The sequence below is a fragment of the Pantoea sp. DY-15 genome, from assembly GCF_019795935.1.
Lineage (GTDB): Bacteria > Pseudomonadota > Gammaproteobacteria > Enterobacterales > Enterobacteriaceae > Pantoea > Pantoea leporis.
Genome location: NZ_JAIMIF010000001.1, coordinates 1,496,727 through 1,510,629 on the forward strand (window position 1 = coordinate 1,496,727; position 13,903 = coordinate 1,510,629).

Genomic DNA, 13,903 nt, shown 5'->3' on the forward strand with positions numbered 1-13,903 from the left:
GCGGACTGCAGTCACGTCATTGAATCGTTTGTTTGATTACTGCCCTTTTTCAGGGCGGGGATGTTTAAGAGCGGAACTGCTTAAGCTGCGGTCTTTCTTGGTGGGAACAAAACATCTAGGTTTGTTTTGCCACCCAATTTGTTCAGCGCTTTAACCAGGCTGCGGCATGACTCTAAATCTGGTGCTCGAATTCCTGTTTCGTAATTAGCCAGGCGGGACTGATTCCAGCCGCACGCTGTCGCCAGCACAGATTGAGTGATGCCAAGCTTTTTCCGTTCGTTGGCAATGTTGTTCATACTCGTTCCTTAAAAGTGGTCACTCAACGCACATTAAACACAATTTGTGATTCGATATCAACACAAATCGTGTAAAGCCTTTTAACACGGACTGTGATACAAAATGCGCATGAACAGAATCGAATCCATTTCATCCAGAATTAAGCGCTTGCGCGAAGAACGTGGTCTTTCTCAGAAGGCTCTGGCGGAGCTTTGTGGATGGGGCTCGCAATCTCGCATCGGAAATTATGAATCAGGGACCAGAAGCGTTAGCGTAGAAGACGCAGAGGTGATCGCTAAGGCGTTGGGCGTGTCTGCGCCTGAGCTTCTGTTTGGCGATGCTTATAAGGGACAATATAAGCCTGGTAAAAAATATCCGCTGATCAGCTGGGTCAGCGCCGGTGCATGGAGCGAAGCTATGGAACCCTATTCTCTACAAGAGATTGATGAGTGGTATGAAACTGACGAGCCGGTTTTTGGCAGTGGTTTTTGGCTGCGCGTGCAAGGCGACTCAATGACTGCTCCAGCCGGGATAAGCATTCCCGAAGGTATGCTTGTGCTGTTCGATACTGGCAAGGAGCCAGTAAATGGCAGCCTTGTGATCGCAAAAATCACAGAAGCAAATGAAGCGACATTCAAAAAGCTGGTCATTGATGGCGGGCAGAAGTATCTCAAAGGCCTTAACCCCGCCTACCCAGCGGTTCCAATCAATGGTAATTGCCGGATTATAGGCGTTGCAGTTCAATCTCTTATGAAGCTTTAAACCTAAAGCACACCATATCAAACCCGCTTCGGCGGGTTTTTTATTGCCCTCAAAAAATATTTTCCATTCCAAATCAATCACATCACGTGGCGTGATGAAATAAATCACAATTTGTGTTGACTGATAAAACACAATTTGTGATTATTCATCTCACAGCAGGACGCTGAAGCAATAACGGGACAAGAGATGCAGTCCCTGCTCCTTAACAGATAGCGCTGAAAAAGCGCAAACATTCAAAGCAGCAAGCTTTGGGTTGTGGTGGGTAGCAACTTCGTGCAGGTCTCAGCGATAGCTGGTCCACGATGCCACCACAACACCAAAGCTAACTGACAGGAGAATGACCATGAATGCACAAGAAAAACGCCGTGCAGCTCGTGCTGAGAAGCAATCGGCATGGAAGCAAGCCAACCCCCTGTTGGTTGGCGTTAAAGCATCACCAGCGTGCCGCCCTATCCTCACGATGAACCGCAAGCCGGCAGATCGCGTAATGAAGGCAGTCGACACCGAGACGGAGTATCACAAGCAGATTCTGGCGGGTGCGGCTAAGTACATCGGCGGTGAGATTGAACCAGGAATGTGTCTGACAGACGTTGCAATTTACGCAGCTGGCTATCGTAAATCTAAAGACAACGTGACGGCGAGAGGTTGAGCATGAGTAAGCGCCTGGACATTTTGAAAGCTTCACTGGCAAAGAAACAGCAGCGATTTGACGATCGCCTTCAGAACCACTTTGACACAGTTGCTTCGGCTAACGGACAGCCACTGAATGACAAGCGCAATGGACAAGCAACGCTGAACAAGTGGGATAAGCAAAGTGACGCTTTGCGAGCGTTACAGGACAGCATTCATCGCACTAAGGACGCAATTGAACGAGAAGAAACAAAGATTGCGATCGTAAGTCTGGTTGAGTTACCTGCATATCTTCAGCAGGCGATTGATGGTGGCCTGATTACTCAATGGCGTAAGCATCCGCGGTTCTTCTTTGTGGTAGGCGTTAGCGGCGGCCGAATCGTTCTCGATGAAGAAACAGGAATTATCGGGTATCGCTATCTGAACAAAGTTTCGAAAGAGGAATACCCCACCTTCCGGGACGTATTTAACCGGCTGAATAAGCAATGTCGTGAATCACAACTGGTCGCTTAGGCGGCCTTTTTTTACGCCACCTGTTCACTAAACAGCGCGGACGCAGCAGAACCTTTTGAATCGCCACGGCGGCGGTTCGTTGCCAAAAGTGAGCCTGCCACTTACTTCCTGCAGGTTGCGCTGAGTCAGGGGGATTTATGTGAAAGGTAACGCTGGCGAGCGAATACGCACACCATTTGGCGCAACAGAACTGATAAGGGGTGAGTATGTGGGAAATTGATATCGAAGAAAACGGAAGCTGGGCGGCATCATGGAATGGAGATTGGTTGCCAAACACCTACCAAACCAGAGAAGAGGCAATGGAAGCGCTACTTAACTGGTTATCCGAAAACATTTAGCCCGCCCCCGAGCGGGTTTCTTTTTACCTACACCAAGGCCAAAACCATGAGCACACAAGATTGCATTATCTGCTGGGTAGTGATTTTTTTGCTGATGGGGTTGGCGATGATAGCGAGGATTTGAGATGAGTGAATTTAGTGGAAGTAAATCGCCGTGGTTGATTTCTGATGAGAGCGATAAGTGGAATCGAATCGTTGATGCAAATGGCGACCTGATTACCACGTGCTTTGCAATGCAGAACGAAGATGACGCAAACGCCAGATTGATAGCAACTGCTCCAGAGTTGCTTGAGGCGCTTCAGGAGATGGTCGCTATCGTCAAGAAGCACACATATCCGCAGCCTGACAAGCCATCATCAACATGGGGGCGGATGGAAGCAGCTGAATCAGTTATCGCCAAAGCGCTGGGCCAGTAGCTACTGACAACGCTCACTGCCTCCGGCAACGCTCCGAGCACTTACGCACTTCATCCCAGCACTTCTCCCACTTTTTACGCCATGTGAAAGGCCGTCCACACACGGTGCAGATTTTGGTTGGGAGTTCACTTTTCTTCATAACGCACCTCATCTGGAAAGTGATGCAGAGGGATTATTTTAGATGAATTTAGAGCGGTCGCAACGACGCGGCCGGTAACCACTGACAGGAGATTGATGGATGGAAAAGCATGTTCTGCTGAGTAACCGCGCACACGATATACAGGACAAAATCAATCAGCTTACCAAGGAGCTGAATGAGGTGACCGCTGAGTGGCAGATCGAAGGGTTGAAAGAGATCGGCCTAAATGTGGGTAGCGAAATAACTTACGGCGGCCAGAAATATTCAGTGATTCGCCGCGCGAGTAAGCCGACCTACCTTTTAGGCATTGGGTCTGTTATCTGCGCAAAAATTAGGAAGAATGGCGAGCTATACGCAACTCATTGCACGCTTTACACGTGGGATAAGTAGCAGCGCAGAAGCGATTCAAGCAGTCGCTTCGACGGTGCTAGTCACCAACGCTTAAGAGTCGAGCCCTTGAGCAACAAATAGAACGTTAGACACCTTCGCCCTCGCAATGAGGGCTTTTTTATGCCCACAGGAGAGGAACATGAGTGAAACAACGGAATTAGCAGTACTCGAAATTAAGCCTGAGCAAGCGCCAACGCTGTATGTAGCGAATGGACTTGATGCATATCTCGACCAGATTCGCGAGTTGGCCGCTGAGGTTCCTGATGTGACGACAAAGAAAGGTCGTGATCGCATCGGTTCATTGGCCCGCATGGTTGGCTCCAGCAAAAAAGCTATCGAAGAGCCGGGTCGTGCGTATCTGAAGCAGCTCAAAGAAGCCGTGAAGCCAGCAGAAGAAGAGCTGCGCCGTTTCACCCGTGAATGCGACACCATCCGAGACAAGATTCTGGCGCCACGCACTGAGTGGGACGCTGAGCAAGACCGGATCGCGGCAGAAGAGCAGATGAACGCCTGGCACACTGAAGCGCTGGAGATGAATGCAGCGCATGACAAAGCCGCAGCTGAGAAGTTTGAATCTGACCATGAGTTGGCTTTGCTTATGAATAAGGATTTTGACCGCGAGCGCGAGGAAGCGAGAGCTGAAGCTGAGCGGCAGCGCATAGCCCATGAAGATGAGATTAAGCGTCAGGCTATTGAGCAAGAGCGCATCGAAGCCGAACAAAAGCAGCAACGTGAGCGCGATGAGGCTGCGCGCCGAGAGCGTGAATTGCAGGATCGCGCAGAGCAAGAAAAGCGCGATCGCATTGCTAATGAGCAGCGCCTGGAGCGAGAGAAGCAGGAAGCCATTGAGGAAGAGCAGCGGAAAGCCCGCGAACAAGCAGATCGCATTAAACGCGAGAATGACGCCAAGGAAGCTGCCCGCCTGGCTGAAGAGAAACGCATCGCCGACGAGAATGCCCGACGCGCCGCCAATGTGCAGCATCGCAAGAACATCAACAATCAGGCGAAAGCCAACCTTATCGCTTCTGCCGGCCTTACCGAAGAGCAGGCAATTGCTGTAATCACTGCCATCGCCAAAGGCGAAGTAACCGCAATCCGCATCACCTACTGATTTAACCACTTAACCAACACCAAGGAATCACCCATGCAGACTTACGCCGTCGCTGGGGCCACCCACATGGGTGACTTCGGCTTTAACACGTCACAACTCGACCGTTTAGTGCGCCGCCTCCGTTCTGGCCTGCGCTCACTTCTGGACACTCTGAATCAGCGAGGCGAACCATGAGAACACGTCATTTCAGAAAGGCTCAGGAGCTTTCGCGTGAAGCTGTCCTGTATAGCAGCCCTGCCAAGTGGGCGATAGCAATGAACCTGTTGAGGAGTGCACTGGCATGAACATCAAAATCGAATGCGGGGAAATCGAAACCCGCGCCGGACAGCGGCCCGGAATGATGATCGCCGAACTAACAGAGGTTTCTCTGCTGGATTTCGACGGCAAAAAGGTGCTCAACCAGCTGGACATCAGAGACGTCATGGAATGGCTTTCTGAGCAGGGCTACACAATTCATCAGGAGAAAGCAGCGTGAGCGACGACGATGCAGCGTTTATTGAATTCATGCAGGGTGCGCTGGGCGACCTGTCCGACCCTATGACATACGAGCAAGCCGCAAAGGATGCGATTGCCGATCACCGCACGGAACGCCAGTATGAAATGATGGGAGGATGCCATGAGTAAAGAGTTCTATGCGCGGCTCGCGACAATTCAGCACACGCTGAACGCGCCAAAGGGCCAGTACAACAATTTTGGCAAGTACCATTATCGCAGCTGCGAAGACATTCTGGAGGGCGTTAAGCCGCTTCTTGATGGCTTATTCCTCTCGATATCTGACGAGATTGTGCTGATTGGCGATCGTTATTACGTTAAGTCGACAGCAACGATTACTGATGGCGAAACAAGCCACAGCGCGACTGCAATGGCGCGGGAGGCGCTTGATAAGAAAGGGATGGATGAGGCGCAGATTACCGGCGCTACCAGCTCTTATGCCCGCAAATACTGCCTGAATGGCTTGTTCGGTATTGATGACTCCAAGGATGCTGATACTGACGAACATCGTAATCAGCAAAACAATCAAAAAGCCAAAAACACTGGCGAGGTGAATGCTAACAAGTCGCCTGCTAATAAGTCAGCATCAGACAACCGAACCCCTCAGCAGTTTTTAACTGACTTCACCGCCTACGCAATGAATGCTGGAGTAAGTGAATTGGAAAATGCGTGGAAGTCTGCTGATAAGCGATTAATTGGAACTGAACAGCATGGCAAGGCTCTGTCTGTTTACCTTGACCGTAAATCTGAACTTGAAGGAGAGCCTGCTTAATGGCTAGTCGTGGAGTAAACAAGGTGATTCTGGTCGGGAATCTGGGTCAGGATCCGGAAGTGCGCTATATGCCCAACGGTGGCGCGGTTGCAAATATCACTCTGGCTACAAGTGAGAGCTGGCGTGATAAAAGTACCGGTGAAAACAAAGAAATCACTGAATGGCACCGCGTGGTGCTGTTCGGAAAGTTAGCCGAGGTAGCTGGAGAATACCTGCGCAAAGGCTCTCAGGTTTACATTGAAGGCCAGCTTAAAACGCGCAAGTGGCAAGACCAAAGTGGGCAGGATAAGTACACCACAGAGGTCGTTGTCAATGTCGGCGGGACCATGCAGATGTTGGGTGGCAAACAGGAAGGTGGTACGGGAAACCGACCACAGCAGCAATCGTCGCAGCAGCGCCAACCTGGGCCATCTACTCCACAGGCGAATAACGAACCTTCAATGGACTTTGAAGACGACATTCCCTTCTGATTTAAACCACCAATAAGGCCTCCATCATGAACCATTCACCGGTACACCCGGCGCATTTGTCACGCCTGGATGCAGCTGACGAAGAGTTAAAGCGTCGTAAGCAGGAAGTTCTGGATGGCGTGATGGCGGCCTTGCAGGCGCAGGCTGCCGGTGCTGACCACCCTCGCCTGTTAACGCCTGAGCGAAAGGAATCGCTCTACATCAAAGAGATTGAGCGGCTTGAGCATTACGAGATGTCGAAGCGCCCACCGCTGCCACAAATCATCGTGACGAGGAAAGTCGAGGATTACGAGTGGCGCGACTTTACGAACACCATTCGCGGACGCTTTGGTGCAATCAGACAGGAGTAGCGGCACAGCGCCGCGCCAGATTAATCGACGCTGGCCTGTACCCGGTTGGCGAATGAGGGGAAAGAGTGATGACAAAGCAATACGCAGAGCGCGATGCAATGGCGCTGGACGAAGCAGGCGGATATTACATGCGCCACGTTATGGCTATGACAGGTGAGAAACTTCATGGCAAAGGTGATATCGCCGCCGAGTTGGGCTGGCGTGATATGCAGATTGCCGCCCTGCAGCAGAAGCTGGATGCGGTGCAGGAAGAAATTGCCCGCCGTGACGCGATATTTATCCCGGTTTATCCAGATGAGAACCTGATGAATAAGCTAACAGACGTTTTTCACGACACAGCCAAGATTCATTGCGATGAGGATGGAGTGTTTGTAAACAATGCGGAGCTAGTCATCACTGCAGTAATCAACAACTACCTGCAGTCACCAGATCGCAACCAACTCCGCGCCGGCAGCAAAGAAGGAGGTGTGTGATGGCAATTTGGATTGAGTTTCGATGTGAGTTACGAAGCGAGGGGATTGAAGATCAATCCAAGCGCTGCTTATCAGACGACAATATTGGCCCGATGGAAATGGCTGGCGACACTCAGAAAAGCGTTAATGAAACCATTAGCATGCTCGGCGAGATTGCCAAGAAAGAAGGATGGGTAAGAACAAGAGATGGATGGGTTTGCCCAAATTGCATGAAAAGAGGAGCCAACCATGACTAACCAGCAACTAAAAGCACATTGCGAAGACGTTATCGCCAATCCGCAAGACCATCTGGATTGGATGGTGGATATGGCGAGAGTGGCGCTGGCGAGTCTGGAGGCTGAGCCGGTGGCAGTGATTTATAAAACTGGCGAGGTGATGTCGCGCGAAGAATGCAATGAGCCTTTCGACTGTTTCGATATCATTTGCCGCGTAGAAACTCCGCTTTATAAGGCCCAGCCAGCAGAGAGCATGAAGTTTCCAGAGGTTCTGAGACCTCATCATCACTCATTTAAAAGAGCCAATGCCGAACGTGATGGGTGGAACGCCTGCATATCCGAAACCAAGCGCCTGAACGGAGTGACATCATGATGACCGAAGAGCAGCATTTAGCGAACGCATTGACGGCCTTCATCGGGCGTCCACTGGATAACCCATTAAGCCGCAGCGAAATCATGGAGACGGCGCGCATCGCACTTGCCGCACTCACCCAACCTGCAAGACCGGATTTGAAATTGCCTGATGGCTGGGTGGCGGTGCCGCGAGAAGCAACGCGTGAAATGATTGAGTCAGGCTGGACTTACCATTTGATAACTAAAGACCCATCAGCGAAAGGAATATGGGCGTGCATGATTGCAGCAGCCCCCGCCGCCCCACACACAGCACCAATAGAGCCTATATGTGCCACAGGTGGTGCCGAGTGGGTGAAGGTGCCGCGCGAGCCTACGCAGAAAATGATTGATGCTCACATGGATGGCATGGTTAAAGGTGGTGCTATGACAGCTTATCGACAGATGTTAGCTGCTGCCGATGAGCTTAGTAATTAGTTTTTACGGCAATTAGCGAGAAGCTTCTAAGTAAAAGCAATATTCTGAAAACCCCCGCACGCTTTAAAGCCCGCCAGATAAATACTCTCTTAATTAAAGATTATATGATGAGGTTTCATCTGATTTTTATTTTCATCATGAGAGGAAGGAATGGCAACTTATCATATGTTTTCTAATGGATATTATCTCGGCCCAATCGAGAAAGACGATGGGTTAACGTCATTTTTAGCTGCACCCGCAAGCGATGTTACAGAGTTTGAAGAGTTCGATAATCCTGTAACACCAGTACCTGGTAATGACTGGGTGGAATACATTGTCAAATTAATGAAATTGAGCGATGGAGGCGATGCGTTAATTGCCGTTCACGGAGAGGTGCCTGATAGTTTAGTGATTGAAGACTTTTTAATGCACTAATCCAAAACCTCGCCACGGCGGGGTTTTTTATTGCCTAAATTCTGGAGATAAATCATGTCTGACGAATTAGACCAAGCCTCAGAACTCGAAATGCTCAACACGCAGATTGCGCTGGCTAATCGGCAGAGGCCGACCATGACTTTCACCGGCGCCTGCCATTACTGCGAGGAGAAAGTGGATAAGGGCTTCTTCTGCTGCCCTGAATGCAAAGATGATTATGAGCGCATTGAGCGTGCAGCTAAGCACCGGAGGGCGGCATGACAGACGAGCAGATAGTTGAAGCGGCAATAGAAATTGCTGGCGAGTTTTATGCGATGCAGGGTTACAGTCATCGACCCGGCTTTAAATATTGGGAGTCGCCACACCCGCAAGAACAACTAATGTGGCGTATGGCCTGCCGCGCATTCGAAACTCTCCGTGGTACCGACCCAGAAGACGCGCTATCTAACATCGAATAATATTAACTTTCTGGCTGAGACAATTCATCGCTGTAATAAGGAGTATATAATTTGACACCGATCCAAGGATATGAATCTAAATATGCTATCACTGATGACGGTAATATTTTTAGTTATCATAAAGGTGATATTGTGAACCCGGCCATTAACAGCAGAGGGTATTATATAGTACCTCTTTACAAGGATGGTAAACGTAAAAATGTACGAATCCACAGGCTTATTGCAATTCATTTCATCCCTAATAAAAACAAATTACCAGAGGTTAATCATATAGATGGTAATAAATTAAACAATCGTCCTGATAATCTCGAGTGGTGTACCCGATCAGAGAATATGCAACATGCCTATTCTACTGGGTTAGCGCGTGTAGGCGAAGATCACTGTAATGCCAAGCTAACCCAAGCAGAGGTTGACTATTGTCGTCAGGTCTGTGTTAAAAGACATCCTGAGTTTGGGGTAAAGGCTTTAGCAAGACAATTTGGTGTATCCCCTATGAATATTAGCTATGTAATTAATGGCCATACCTGGACTCATTAATAGAGTTTTACCGCTACCAACTTTCTAGTAGGTTTAATATTTTTACATCACCTTTATCGCGCTCTGCGTGAGGAGTTGTTATGTCTGATTTAGCAATGAAAGTATTTCAGTGGCAGGCCAAAGGCAGTGTTGGCGTCAGCTCGGCGACTATGGCATCTATTGCTATGGGTATGGATAAAAACTTTTACCACTCTCACTTCTGCCCACCGTGGGACCCATCTGACCTGACTCGCTGCATGAAACTGGTAGATTTCATACCAGAAATCCGCGACCACTTTCCGGCTATCGCAGAAAAATGCCCTAAGTTCGCGCCAATTCTCAATCACTGGGACGAGCTAACTGCAATGGTCAGGCGTGAATGGGCTGCCGGTGACCGTGCGCCAGAAACTTACGCTCGAATGAAAGAACTGCTCCGTGAATGACCACCACCTGCGAAGACATCACCCCGGCTGAGGTCATCATCGATTTCAGCCTTCTCGCTGCAGTAATCATCGCTTTTATCCTCGGCAAACCACCTAAGGAGTGAGTGTGGCTATATGGTCACATTTGCTCTGATTGGGTGGAGTTGTTGCTATATTCCGACATCATGAAAACTTGCGTTAATTTGCGCTCAAAACCTGGTAAAACGTTCCGGAGGTAAATCATGGCAAAACTACTCAACTTGCAAGAGTGGGCGAGCGCGACATATTCTCAGCCGCCTTCTCTGTCTACCCTTCGCCGCTGGGTGCGCGAGGGTCGAATTTATCCGTGCCCTCAGTTGCATGGAAAGGAATACAAACTGGAGCCGGATTCGGTGTACGTGGATCCGCGCAAGAGCAAGATGGTGCGCAAGCCCGCTTACACAAAACCGCCAAAAAATGGAACTCTGCTGGAGAAGTTGAAAAATGTCGAAAAGGCCGGAACGCTACGACGCTAATCTGCCAAGGAACCTGACATACCGCAAAACCAGACAGAGTTATTACTGGCGAAATCCGGTTACTGGGCAGGAGCTCTCGCTGGGACGCATATCGCGCAGGGAGGCCGTGTCGCAGGCGATCGAAGCCAACAGCTACATTGAGGAAAATTACCTGCCATCCGCACTTCTCGACAGATTGAAGGAGGCGCCCACATTTACCTTTAGCAAATGGCTGGAGCGTTACAGTGTCATTCTGGAGCGCCGGCAGCTCAAACCTAACACCATGAAAATCCGATCTAACCAGCTTTCCACCCTCCAGCATGAGTTCGGACGCAAAGCTATCGAGGCCATCACTACAAGAGACATAGCCGTGTTCCTTGAAACGTATGTCGAATGTGGAAAGAGAAGCATGGCGGTTGCACTCCGATCCTTGCTGTTGGATGTTTTTCGCGAGGCTGTGGTTGAGGGGGTTATTGATCGTAATCCAGCAGAACCCACCAAGACGCCAGCGCCAGAAGTTAAGCGAGAGAGGATGACAATCGAGCAGTTCATTGCGATACGCTCAGCCGCAGAAGAGATTGGTGGCTGGCTGGGGTCGGCGATGAACCTCGCATTATTGACAGGGCAGCGCCGCGAAGATATCTCACGGATGACGTTCAGCGATGTTCGGGAGGATCGGCTTTTCATCACGCAAGGCAAGACCGGCCATATGTTAGCCGTTCCATTAACGCTGACTTTGCACGCAGCTGGAATCAACCTGGAAGGTGTTATAGAGAAATGCCGGACAGGCAACCCATCCGATCACATCATTTATTCATCAGTGAGGAAAGGAGGAAGGAAGCCAGGGCCGGTTATGCCAGACGCCATTACAAGTGCCTTTTCAGAAGCGAGGGAATTAAGCGGGATACAGTTCGGTAATAACCCGCCCTCTTTTCACGAAATCAGAAGCCTTGCAAGTCGGCTTTATGCCGTAGAAAATGGAGAGGATTTTGCTCAAAGGTTGCTCGGACATAAAAACATGTCGATGACCAAAAAGTATTTAGATTCTCGTGGTCAGGAATACGTGATGATATAAACCGGATATCATAAATTCGGACAAAATTCGGACATTTTCGGACGCGTGATTATTTTCCCATATAAATCAAACACATAAAAAAAGACCGAATACGATTCCTATATTCGGTCCAGGGAAATGGCTCTTTGGGAGCCGTGCGCTAAAAGTTGGCATTTTTGCAGGCGAGGACGCCTTGCCATTTAAAGGTAGACCAGGATTGCTGGTTTTCCAGCCAATCATGCGGTTTGGTCGCGAAAGGTGACAACTCTGTGATCGTGGTGACAGAACGAGGGAGCAAGCGTAGCGGCAGAATTGTGCGCTACGCCTGAGAATATAGGGATTACTTGCCGCACAGTTGCTGCGCGCGATCGATGATCGGTTGCAGACTCATTTTCTGGCCTGGATGGGCTTTATCAACGGCGACAATGGTGTCGATCGATTGCAGCGTGCCCTGCCCGGCCGTTTTGCGCGCAAAGGCTTTATCGTTGAGCGGATACTGCAACAAAGTGCCTGGATTAATCGCGAACAGCGCGCCGTCTTTCTCGCAGGTCAACATCACCTCTTCGCGGGTGAAGGGCCATTTGTCTTTTCCAATCTCAAAACGGCTGACGGTAATAATCTGTGCCGCCATCGCCTGGCTGCACAGCGCCATCAATACGCAAGCTGGAATCAGTTTCTTCAGCAAAATATCGACCTCATTTCATCTTCTTTAATGACACATTCAGGCCGGTGACAGCGTGGCAAACACGCTCACCAACCCAATAACAATAATGGCCAGCAGCAGCTCAAGCTGCGTAAGGCGAATAAACAGATGCGATGTATTGCTGGCCGCCAGTCGAAAGCGCGGCACCAACAGATAGCGATTGGTCAGCGCAATAGCGATCATCAGCATGACCATCAGCACTTTCACCACCAGCAACTCGCTCCAAAGCGTGGCTTGCCAATTTAGCGGTGAACCGGCAATCAGCAGACTATTAATCATGCCCGTCAGCAGCGCTAACGCTACCGCGAGATGTCCGTAACGCGAGAAGCGCATCATGCAGCGGATCGCATCGGTGCGAAAGGCAATCTGACGCGCTTCACGCATCAGCAATAACAGCGGCAGTAATCCGCCCGCCCAGAATGCAGCCGCAATCAAATGCAGCGCGTGATTGCCTTGTTGCAGCAATCCGGGCCAGCCATCGCGCATCGCGGCGTGGCCAACACCGGCTAAAGCCACCAACTGCAACAGGCCGCTACACAGCAGCAGATTTTGCCGCAGTGTGCCACGCAGCAGCAGCGCTAATGTGCTCAGCAGTGCGAAAGCGATTTCCCAACGCCAAACCTGGCCGAAGCGCGTGCTGAGCACCGCCTGCCAGGTTGCGCTGTCACTGACATTTCGCCAGTCGCCGCTCATCAAGCCGGTTTGCGTTGCCAGCATCAACAGGGCGCTGAACAAACTCAGCAGCGCGCTGATACGTAAAATTAAACCTAAACGTTGTGATAGCAGCGGACGATAGCGGCGCGGCGCCAGCAGCGCGGTATAGAAGGCGCTACCGGCGAGCAGCAGCACCGACAAAAAATGCAGCGCCCGCAGGCCAATCCACAACGTGCTCAAACTCATCAATCACTTCACGCTGAAGGTGTAGCTACCTTTGGTTTTATGCCCATCCACGGACAGCACATGCCAGTTCACCTGATAGTTGCCCGACGGCAGCGGCTGGCTGATCGGCACAATCAGCTGATCGTGTTGTTTATCGTTGAGTTTGGCTTTTCCAACCGCCACCGGTTGATGTTGTGCATCGAGCACATCCACGCCACTGAATGCCGCTTCAACATCCTCAGTAAAGGTCAACGTTAAATTCTGCTGGGAGGTTTCCACCACCGCTTTGTCGGCTGGAACCGGGGTTTTCAGGTGAGCGTGTGCCAGAGCAACCTGGCTGAAGGCCAGCGTTGATGACGCCAGAAGTAGCGCGACGACAGCGTTGAACGCAGTTTTCTTCATGACTTCTTCCCTATTAACTGCGGCAAACCACCGCAAACGTGGCAGCAGGATACGCCGCCGATCCGCAGGTGTCGAGACTTGCGGTGCGATCCAATCCGCTTGATCCCTGGGACCGAAACCATTACTTTTGCCCCTGTTTATCAGGAGAAAAGCATGAGCCAAAACCTTGCCCTGCTCTCGCAGGAAGAGAAAGACAAAGTCAATGTCGATCTGGCCGCCGCGGGCGTTGCATTTAAAGAGCGCTACAATATGCCGGTGATTGCCGAAATGGTGGAACGCGAGCAACCCGAAGCGCTGCGTGACTGGTTTCGTCAGTGCTTAATGAACTATCGCCAGGCTTCGCTTAGCCTGTCGCGCCTGCCCTACGAACCTAAGCAGAAGTAATT

30 protein-coding genes are annotated in these 13,903 nt (G+C 50.5%); 25 read left to right on the plus strand and 5 right to left on the minus strand.

From position 1 onward, the window contains the following. Nucleotides 1-80 precede the first annotated feature (80 nt). The gene (locus K5Y32_RS07305) at nt 81-296 is read right to left on the minus strand and encodes a helix-turn-helix domain-containing protein (RefSeq protein WP_192233140.1); all 216 of its coding nucleotides are present in this window, start codon (nt 294-296) and stop codon (nt 81-83) included. A gap of 103 nt (nt 297-399) precedes the next feature. On the opposite strand from K5Y32_RS07305, the gene K5Y32_RS07310 reads away from it, so the two are divergent. From K5Y32_RS07310 to K5Y32_RS07325, 5 genes are all read left to right on the plus strand, one after another. Beyond that, nucleotides 400-1,038 (plus strand): LexA family transcriptional regulator, encoded by a 639-nt coding sequence (locus tag K5Y32_RS07310; protein WP_192233138.1) that lies wholly within the window; start codon nt 400-402, stop codon nt 1,036-1,038. Between the two features lie 343 nt (nt 1,039-1,381). Next, nucleotides 1,382-1,687 carry an antitermination protein N gene (locus K5Y32_RS07315; protein ID WP_222182488.1) on the plus strand — a complete coding sequence of 102 codons (306 nt, stop codon included), beginning with the start codon at nt 1,382-1,384 and terminating at the stop codon, nt 1,685-1,687. A gap of 2 nt (nt 1,688-1,689) precedes the next feature. Beyond that, nucleotides 1,690-2,181, plus strand: coding sequence for a hypothetical protein (locus K5Y32_RS07320; protein WP_222182489.1), 492 nt, complete (start codon nt 1,690-1,692; stop codon nt 2,179-2,181). Between the two features lie 206 nt (nt 2,182-2,387). Then, nucleotides 2,388-2,519 (plus strand): hypothetical protein, encoded by a 132-nt coding sequence (locus K5Y32_RS24850; protein WP_255602419.1) that lies wholly within the window; start codon nt 2,388-2,390, stop codon nt 2,517-2,519. Nucleotides 2,520-2,644: 125 nt separating this feature from the next. Continuing rightward, the gene (locus K5Y32_RS07325) at nt 2,645-2,935 is read left to right on the plus strand and encodes a hypothetical protein (protein WP_222182491.1); all 291 of its coding nucleotides are present in this window, start codon (nt 2,645-2,647) and stop codon (nt 2,933-2,935) included. Nucleotides 2,936-2,948: 13 nt separating this feature from the next. Here K5Y32_RS07325 and K5Y32_RS07330 read toward each other — a convergent pair whose 3' ends face one another. Next, complete coding sequence (locus tag K5Y32_RS07330) at nt 2,949-3,074, minus strand: DUF2256 domain-containing protein (protein WP_072930066.1); 126 nt, start codon at nt 3,072-3,074, stop codon at nt 2,949-2,951. Nucleotides 3,075-3,173: 99 nt separating this feature from the next. Between K5Y32_RS07330 and K5Y32_RS07335 the strand changes: the two genes are divergently transcribed. From K5Y32_RS07335 to K5Y32_RS07425, 19 genes are all read left to right on the plus strand, one after another. Next, nucleotides 3,174-3,464 (plus strand): hypothetical protein, encoded by a 291-nt coding sequence (locus K5Y32_RS07335; protein ID WP_222182493.1) that lies wholly within the window; start codon nt 3,174-3,176, stop codon nt 3,462-3,464. 139 nt (nt 3,465-3,603) lie between these two features. After that, on the plus strand, nt 3,604-4,575 hold the full coding sequence (locus K5Y32_RS07340; RefSeq protein ID WP_222182495.1) for a hypothetical protein: 972 nt from the start codon (nt 3,604-3,606) through the stop codon (nt 4,573-4,575). A 33-nt stretch (nt 4,576-4,608) separates the two neighbouring features. Beyond that, complete coding sequence (locus K5Y32_RS07345; RefSeq protein ID WP_155726396.1) at nt 4,609-4,749, plus strand: protease FtsH-inhibitory lysogeny factor CIII; 141 nt, start codon at nt 4,609-4,611, stop codon at nt 4,747-4,749. 106 nt (nt 4,750-4,855) lie between these two features. Beyond that, nucleotides 4,856-5,050 (plus strand): thioredoxin reductase, encoded by a 195-nt coding sequence (locus tag K5Y32_RS07350; RefSeq protein WP_217548877.1) that lies wholly within the window; start codon nt 4,856-4,858, stop codon nt 5,048-5,050. After that, nucleotides 5,047-5,199 (plus strand): hypothetical protein, encoded by a 153-nt coding sequence (locus K5Y32_RS07355; protein WP_222182497.1) that lies wholly within the window; start codon nt 5,047-5,049, stop codon nt 5,197-5,199. Before K5Y32_RS07350 ends, K5Y32_RS07355 begins: the two co-directional genes overlap by 4 nt. Further along, nucleotides 5,192-5,839: an ERF family protein gene (locus K5Y32_RS07360; protein WP_222182499.1), complete on the plus strand. Its 648-nt coding sequence runs from the start codon at nt 5,192-5,194 to the stop codon at nt 5,837-5,839. The genes K5Y32_RS07355 and K5Y32_RS07360 overlap by 8 nt, the downstream gene beginning before the upstream one ends. Further along, the gene (locus K5Y32_RS07365; protein WP_222182501.1) at nt 5,839-6,309 is read left to right on the plus strand and encodes a single-stranded DNA-binding protein; all 471 of its coding nucleotides are present in this window, start codon (nt 5,839-5,841) and stop codon (nt 6,307-6,309) included. Before K5Y32_RS07360 ends, K5Y32_RS07365 begins: the two co-directional genes overlap by 1 nt. 26 nt (nt 6,310-6,335) lie before the next feature. After that, a complete protein-coding gene (locus K5Y32_RS07370; RefSeq protein WP_222182502.1) occupies nt 6,336-6,659 on the plus strand; it encodes a hypothetical protein in 324 nt (107 codons plus the stop codon). 68 nt (nt 6,660-6,727) lie between these two features. Then, nucleotides 6,728-7,132, plus strand: coding sequence for a hypothetical protein (locus K5Y32_RS07375; protein WP_222182504.1), 405 nt, complete (start codon nt 6,728-6,730; stop codon nt 7,130-7,132). Further along, nucleotides 7,132-7,368 carry a hypothetical protein gene (locus tag K5Y32_RS07380; protein ID WP_222182506.1) on the plus strand — a complete coding sequence of 79 codons (237 nt, stop codon included), beginning with the start codon at nt 7,132-7,134 and terminating at the stop codon, nt 7,366-7,368. Before K5Y32_RS07375 ends, K5Y32_RS07380 begins: the two co-directional genes overlap by 1 nt. After that, a complete protein-coding gene (locus K5Y32_RS07385; RefSeq protein ID WP_222182508.1) occupies nt 7,361-7,720 on the plus strand; it encodes a hypothetical protein in 360 nt (119 codons plus the stop codon). The genes K5Y32_RS07380 and K5Y32_RS07385 overlap by 8 nt, the downstream gene beginning before the upstream one ends. Further along, nucleotides 7,717-8,175, plus strand: a complete 459-nt coding sequence (locus K5Y32_RS07390) for a hypothetical protein (RefSeq protein ID WP_222182510.1) — start codon at nt 7,717-7,719, stop codon at nt 8,173-8,175. Before K5Y32_RS07385 ends, K5Y32_RS07390 begins: the two co-directional genes overlap by 4 nt. A gap of 150 nt (nt 8,176-8,325) precedes the next feature. Further along, nucleotides 8,326-8,589 (plus strand): hypothetical protein, encoded by a 264-nt coding sequence (locus K5Y32_RS07395; protein ID WP_222182512.1) that lies wholly within the window; start codon nt 8,326-8,328, stop codon nt 8,587-8,589. Nucleotides 8,590-8,643: 54 nt separating this feature from the next. Continuing rightward, complete coding sequence (locus tag K5Y32_RS07400) at nt 8,644-8,850, plus strand: hypothetical protein (RefSeq protein WP_222182513.1); 207 nt, start codon at nt 8,644-8,646, stop codon at nt 8,848-8,850. Then, nucleotides 8,847-9,047 (plus strand): hypothetical protein, encoded by a 201-nt coding sequence (locus K5Y32_RS07405; protein ID WP_222182515.1) that lies wholly within the window; start codon nt 8,847-8,849, stop codon nt 9,045-9,047. Before K5Y32_RS07400 ends, K5Y32_RS07405 begins: the two co-directional genes overlap by 4 nt. Nucleotides 9,048-9,098: 51 nt before the next feature. Continuing rightward, nucleotides 9,099-9,584, plus strand: coding sequence for an HNH endonuclease (locus K5Y32_RS07410; RefSeq protein ID WP_222182516.1), 486 nt, complete (start codon nt 9,099-9,101; stop codon nt 9,582-9,584). A gap of 80 nt (nt 9,585-9,664) precedes the next feature. Beyond that, complete coding sequence (locus K5Y32_RS07415; protein WP_222182517.1) at nt 9,665-10,006, plus strand: hypothetical protein; 342 nt, start codon at nt 9,665-9,667, stop codon at nt 10,004-10,006. Nucleotides 10,007-10,227: 221 nt separating this feature from the next. After that, nucleotides 10,228-10,500 (plus strand): excisionase, encoded by a 273-nt coding sequence (locus tag K5Y32_RS07420; protein WP_061718599.1) that lies wholly within the window; start codon nt 10,228-10,230, stop codon nt 10,498-10,500. Next, a complete protein-coding gene (locus tag K5Y32_RS07425; RefSeq protein ID WP_222182518.1) occupies nt 10,469-11,554 on the plus strand; it encodes a tyrosine-type recombinase/integrase in 1,086 nt (361 codons plus the stop codon). Before K5Y32_RS07420 ends, K5Y32_RS07425 begins: the two co-directional genes overlap by 32 nt. A gap of 319 nt (nt 11,555-11,873) precedes the next feature. On the opposite strand, the gene K5Y32_RS07430 is transcribed toward K5Y32_RS07425, so the two are convergent. The 3 genes from K5Y32_RS07430 to copC are packed head-to-tail and all read right to left on the minus strand — an operon-like array spanning nt 11,874 to nt 13,517. Beyond that, nucleotides 11,874-12,221, minus strand: a complete 348-nt coding sequence (locus K5Y32_RS07430; RefSeq protein ID WP_061718597.1) for a YebY family protein — start codon at nt 12,219-12,221, stop codon at nt 11,874-11,876. A gap of 33 nt (nt 12,222-12,254) precedes the next feature. Further along, complete coding sequence (gene copD, locus K5Y32_RS07435; protein WP_222182519.1) at nt 12,255-13,136, minus strand: copper homeostasis membrane protein CopD; 882 nt, start codon at nt 13,134-13,136, stop codon at nt 12,255-12,257. Between the two features lie 3 nt (nt 13,137-13,139). Beyond that, entirely contained in the window at nt 13,140-13,517 is a 378-nt protein-coding gene (gene copC / locus K5Y32_RS07440; protein WP_222182521.1) for a copper homeostasis periplasmic binding protein CopC, read from the minus strand. Nucleotides 13,518-13,670: 153 nt separating this feature from the next. Between copC and K5Y32_RS07445 the strand changes: the two genes are divergently transcribed. Continuing rightward, a complete protein-coding gene (locus K5Y32_RS07445) occupies nt 13,671-13,901 on the plus strand; it encodes a DNA polymerase III subunit theta (RefSeq protein WP_222182523.1) in 231 nt (76 codons plus the stop codon). Nucleotides 13,902-13,903: the final 2 nt, after the last annotated feature.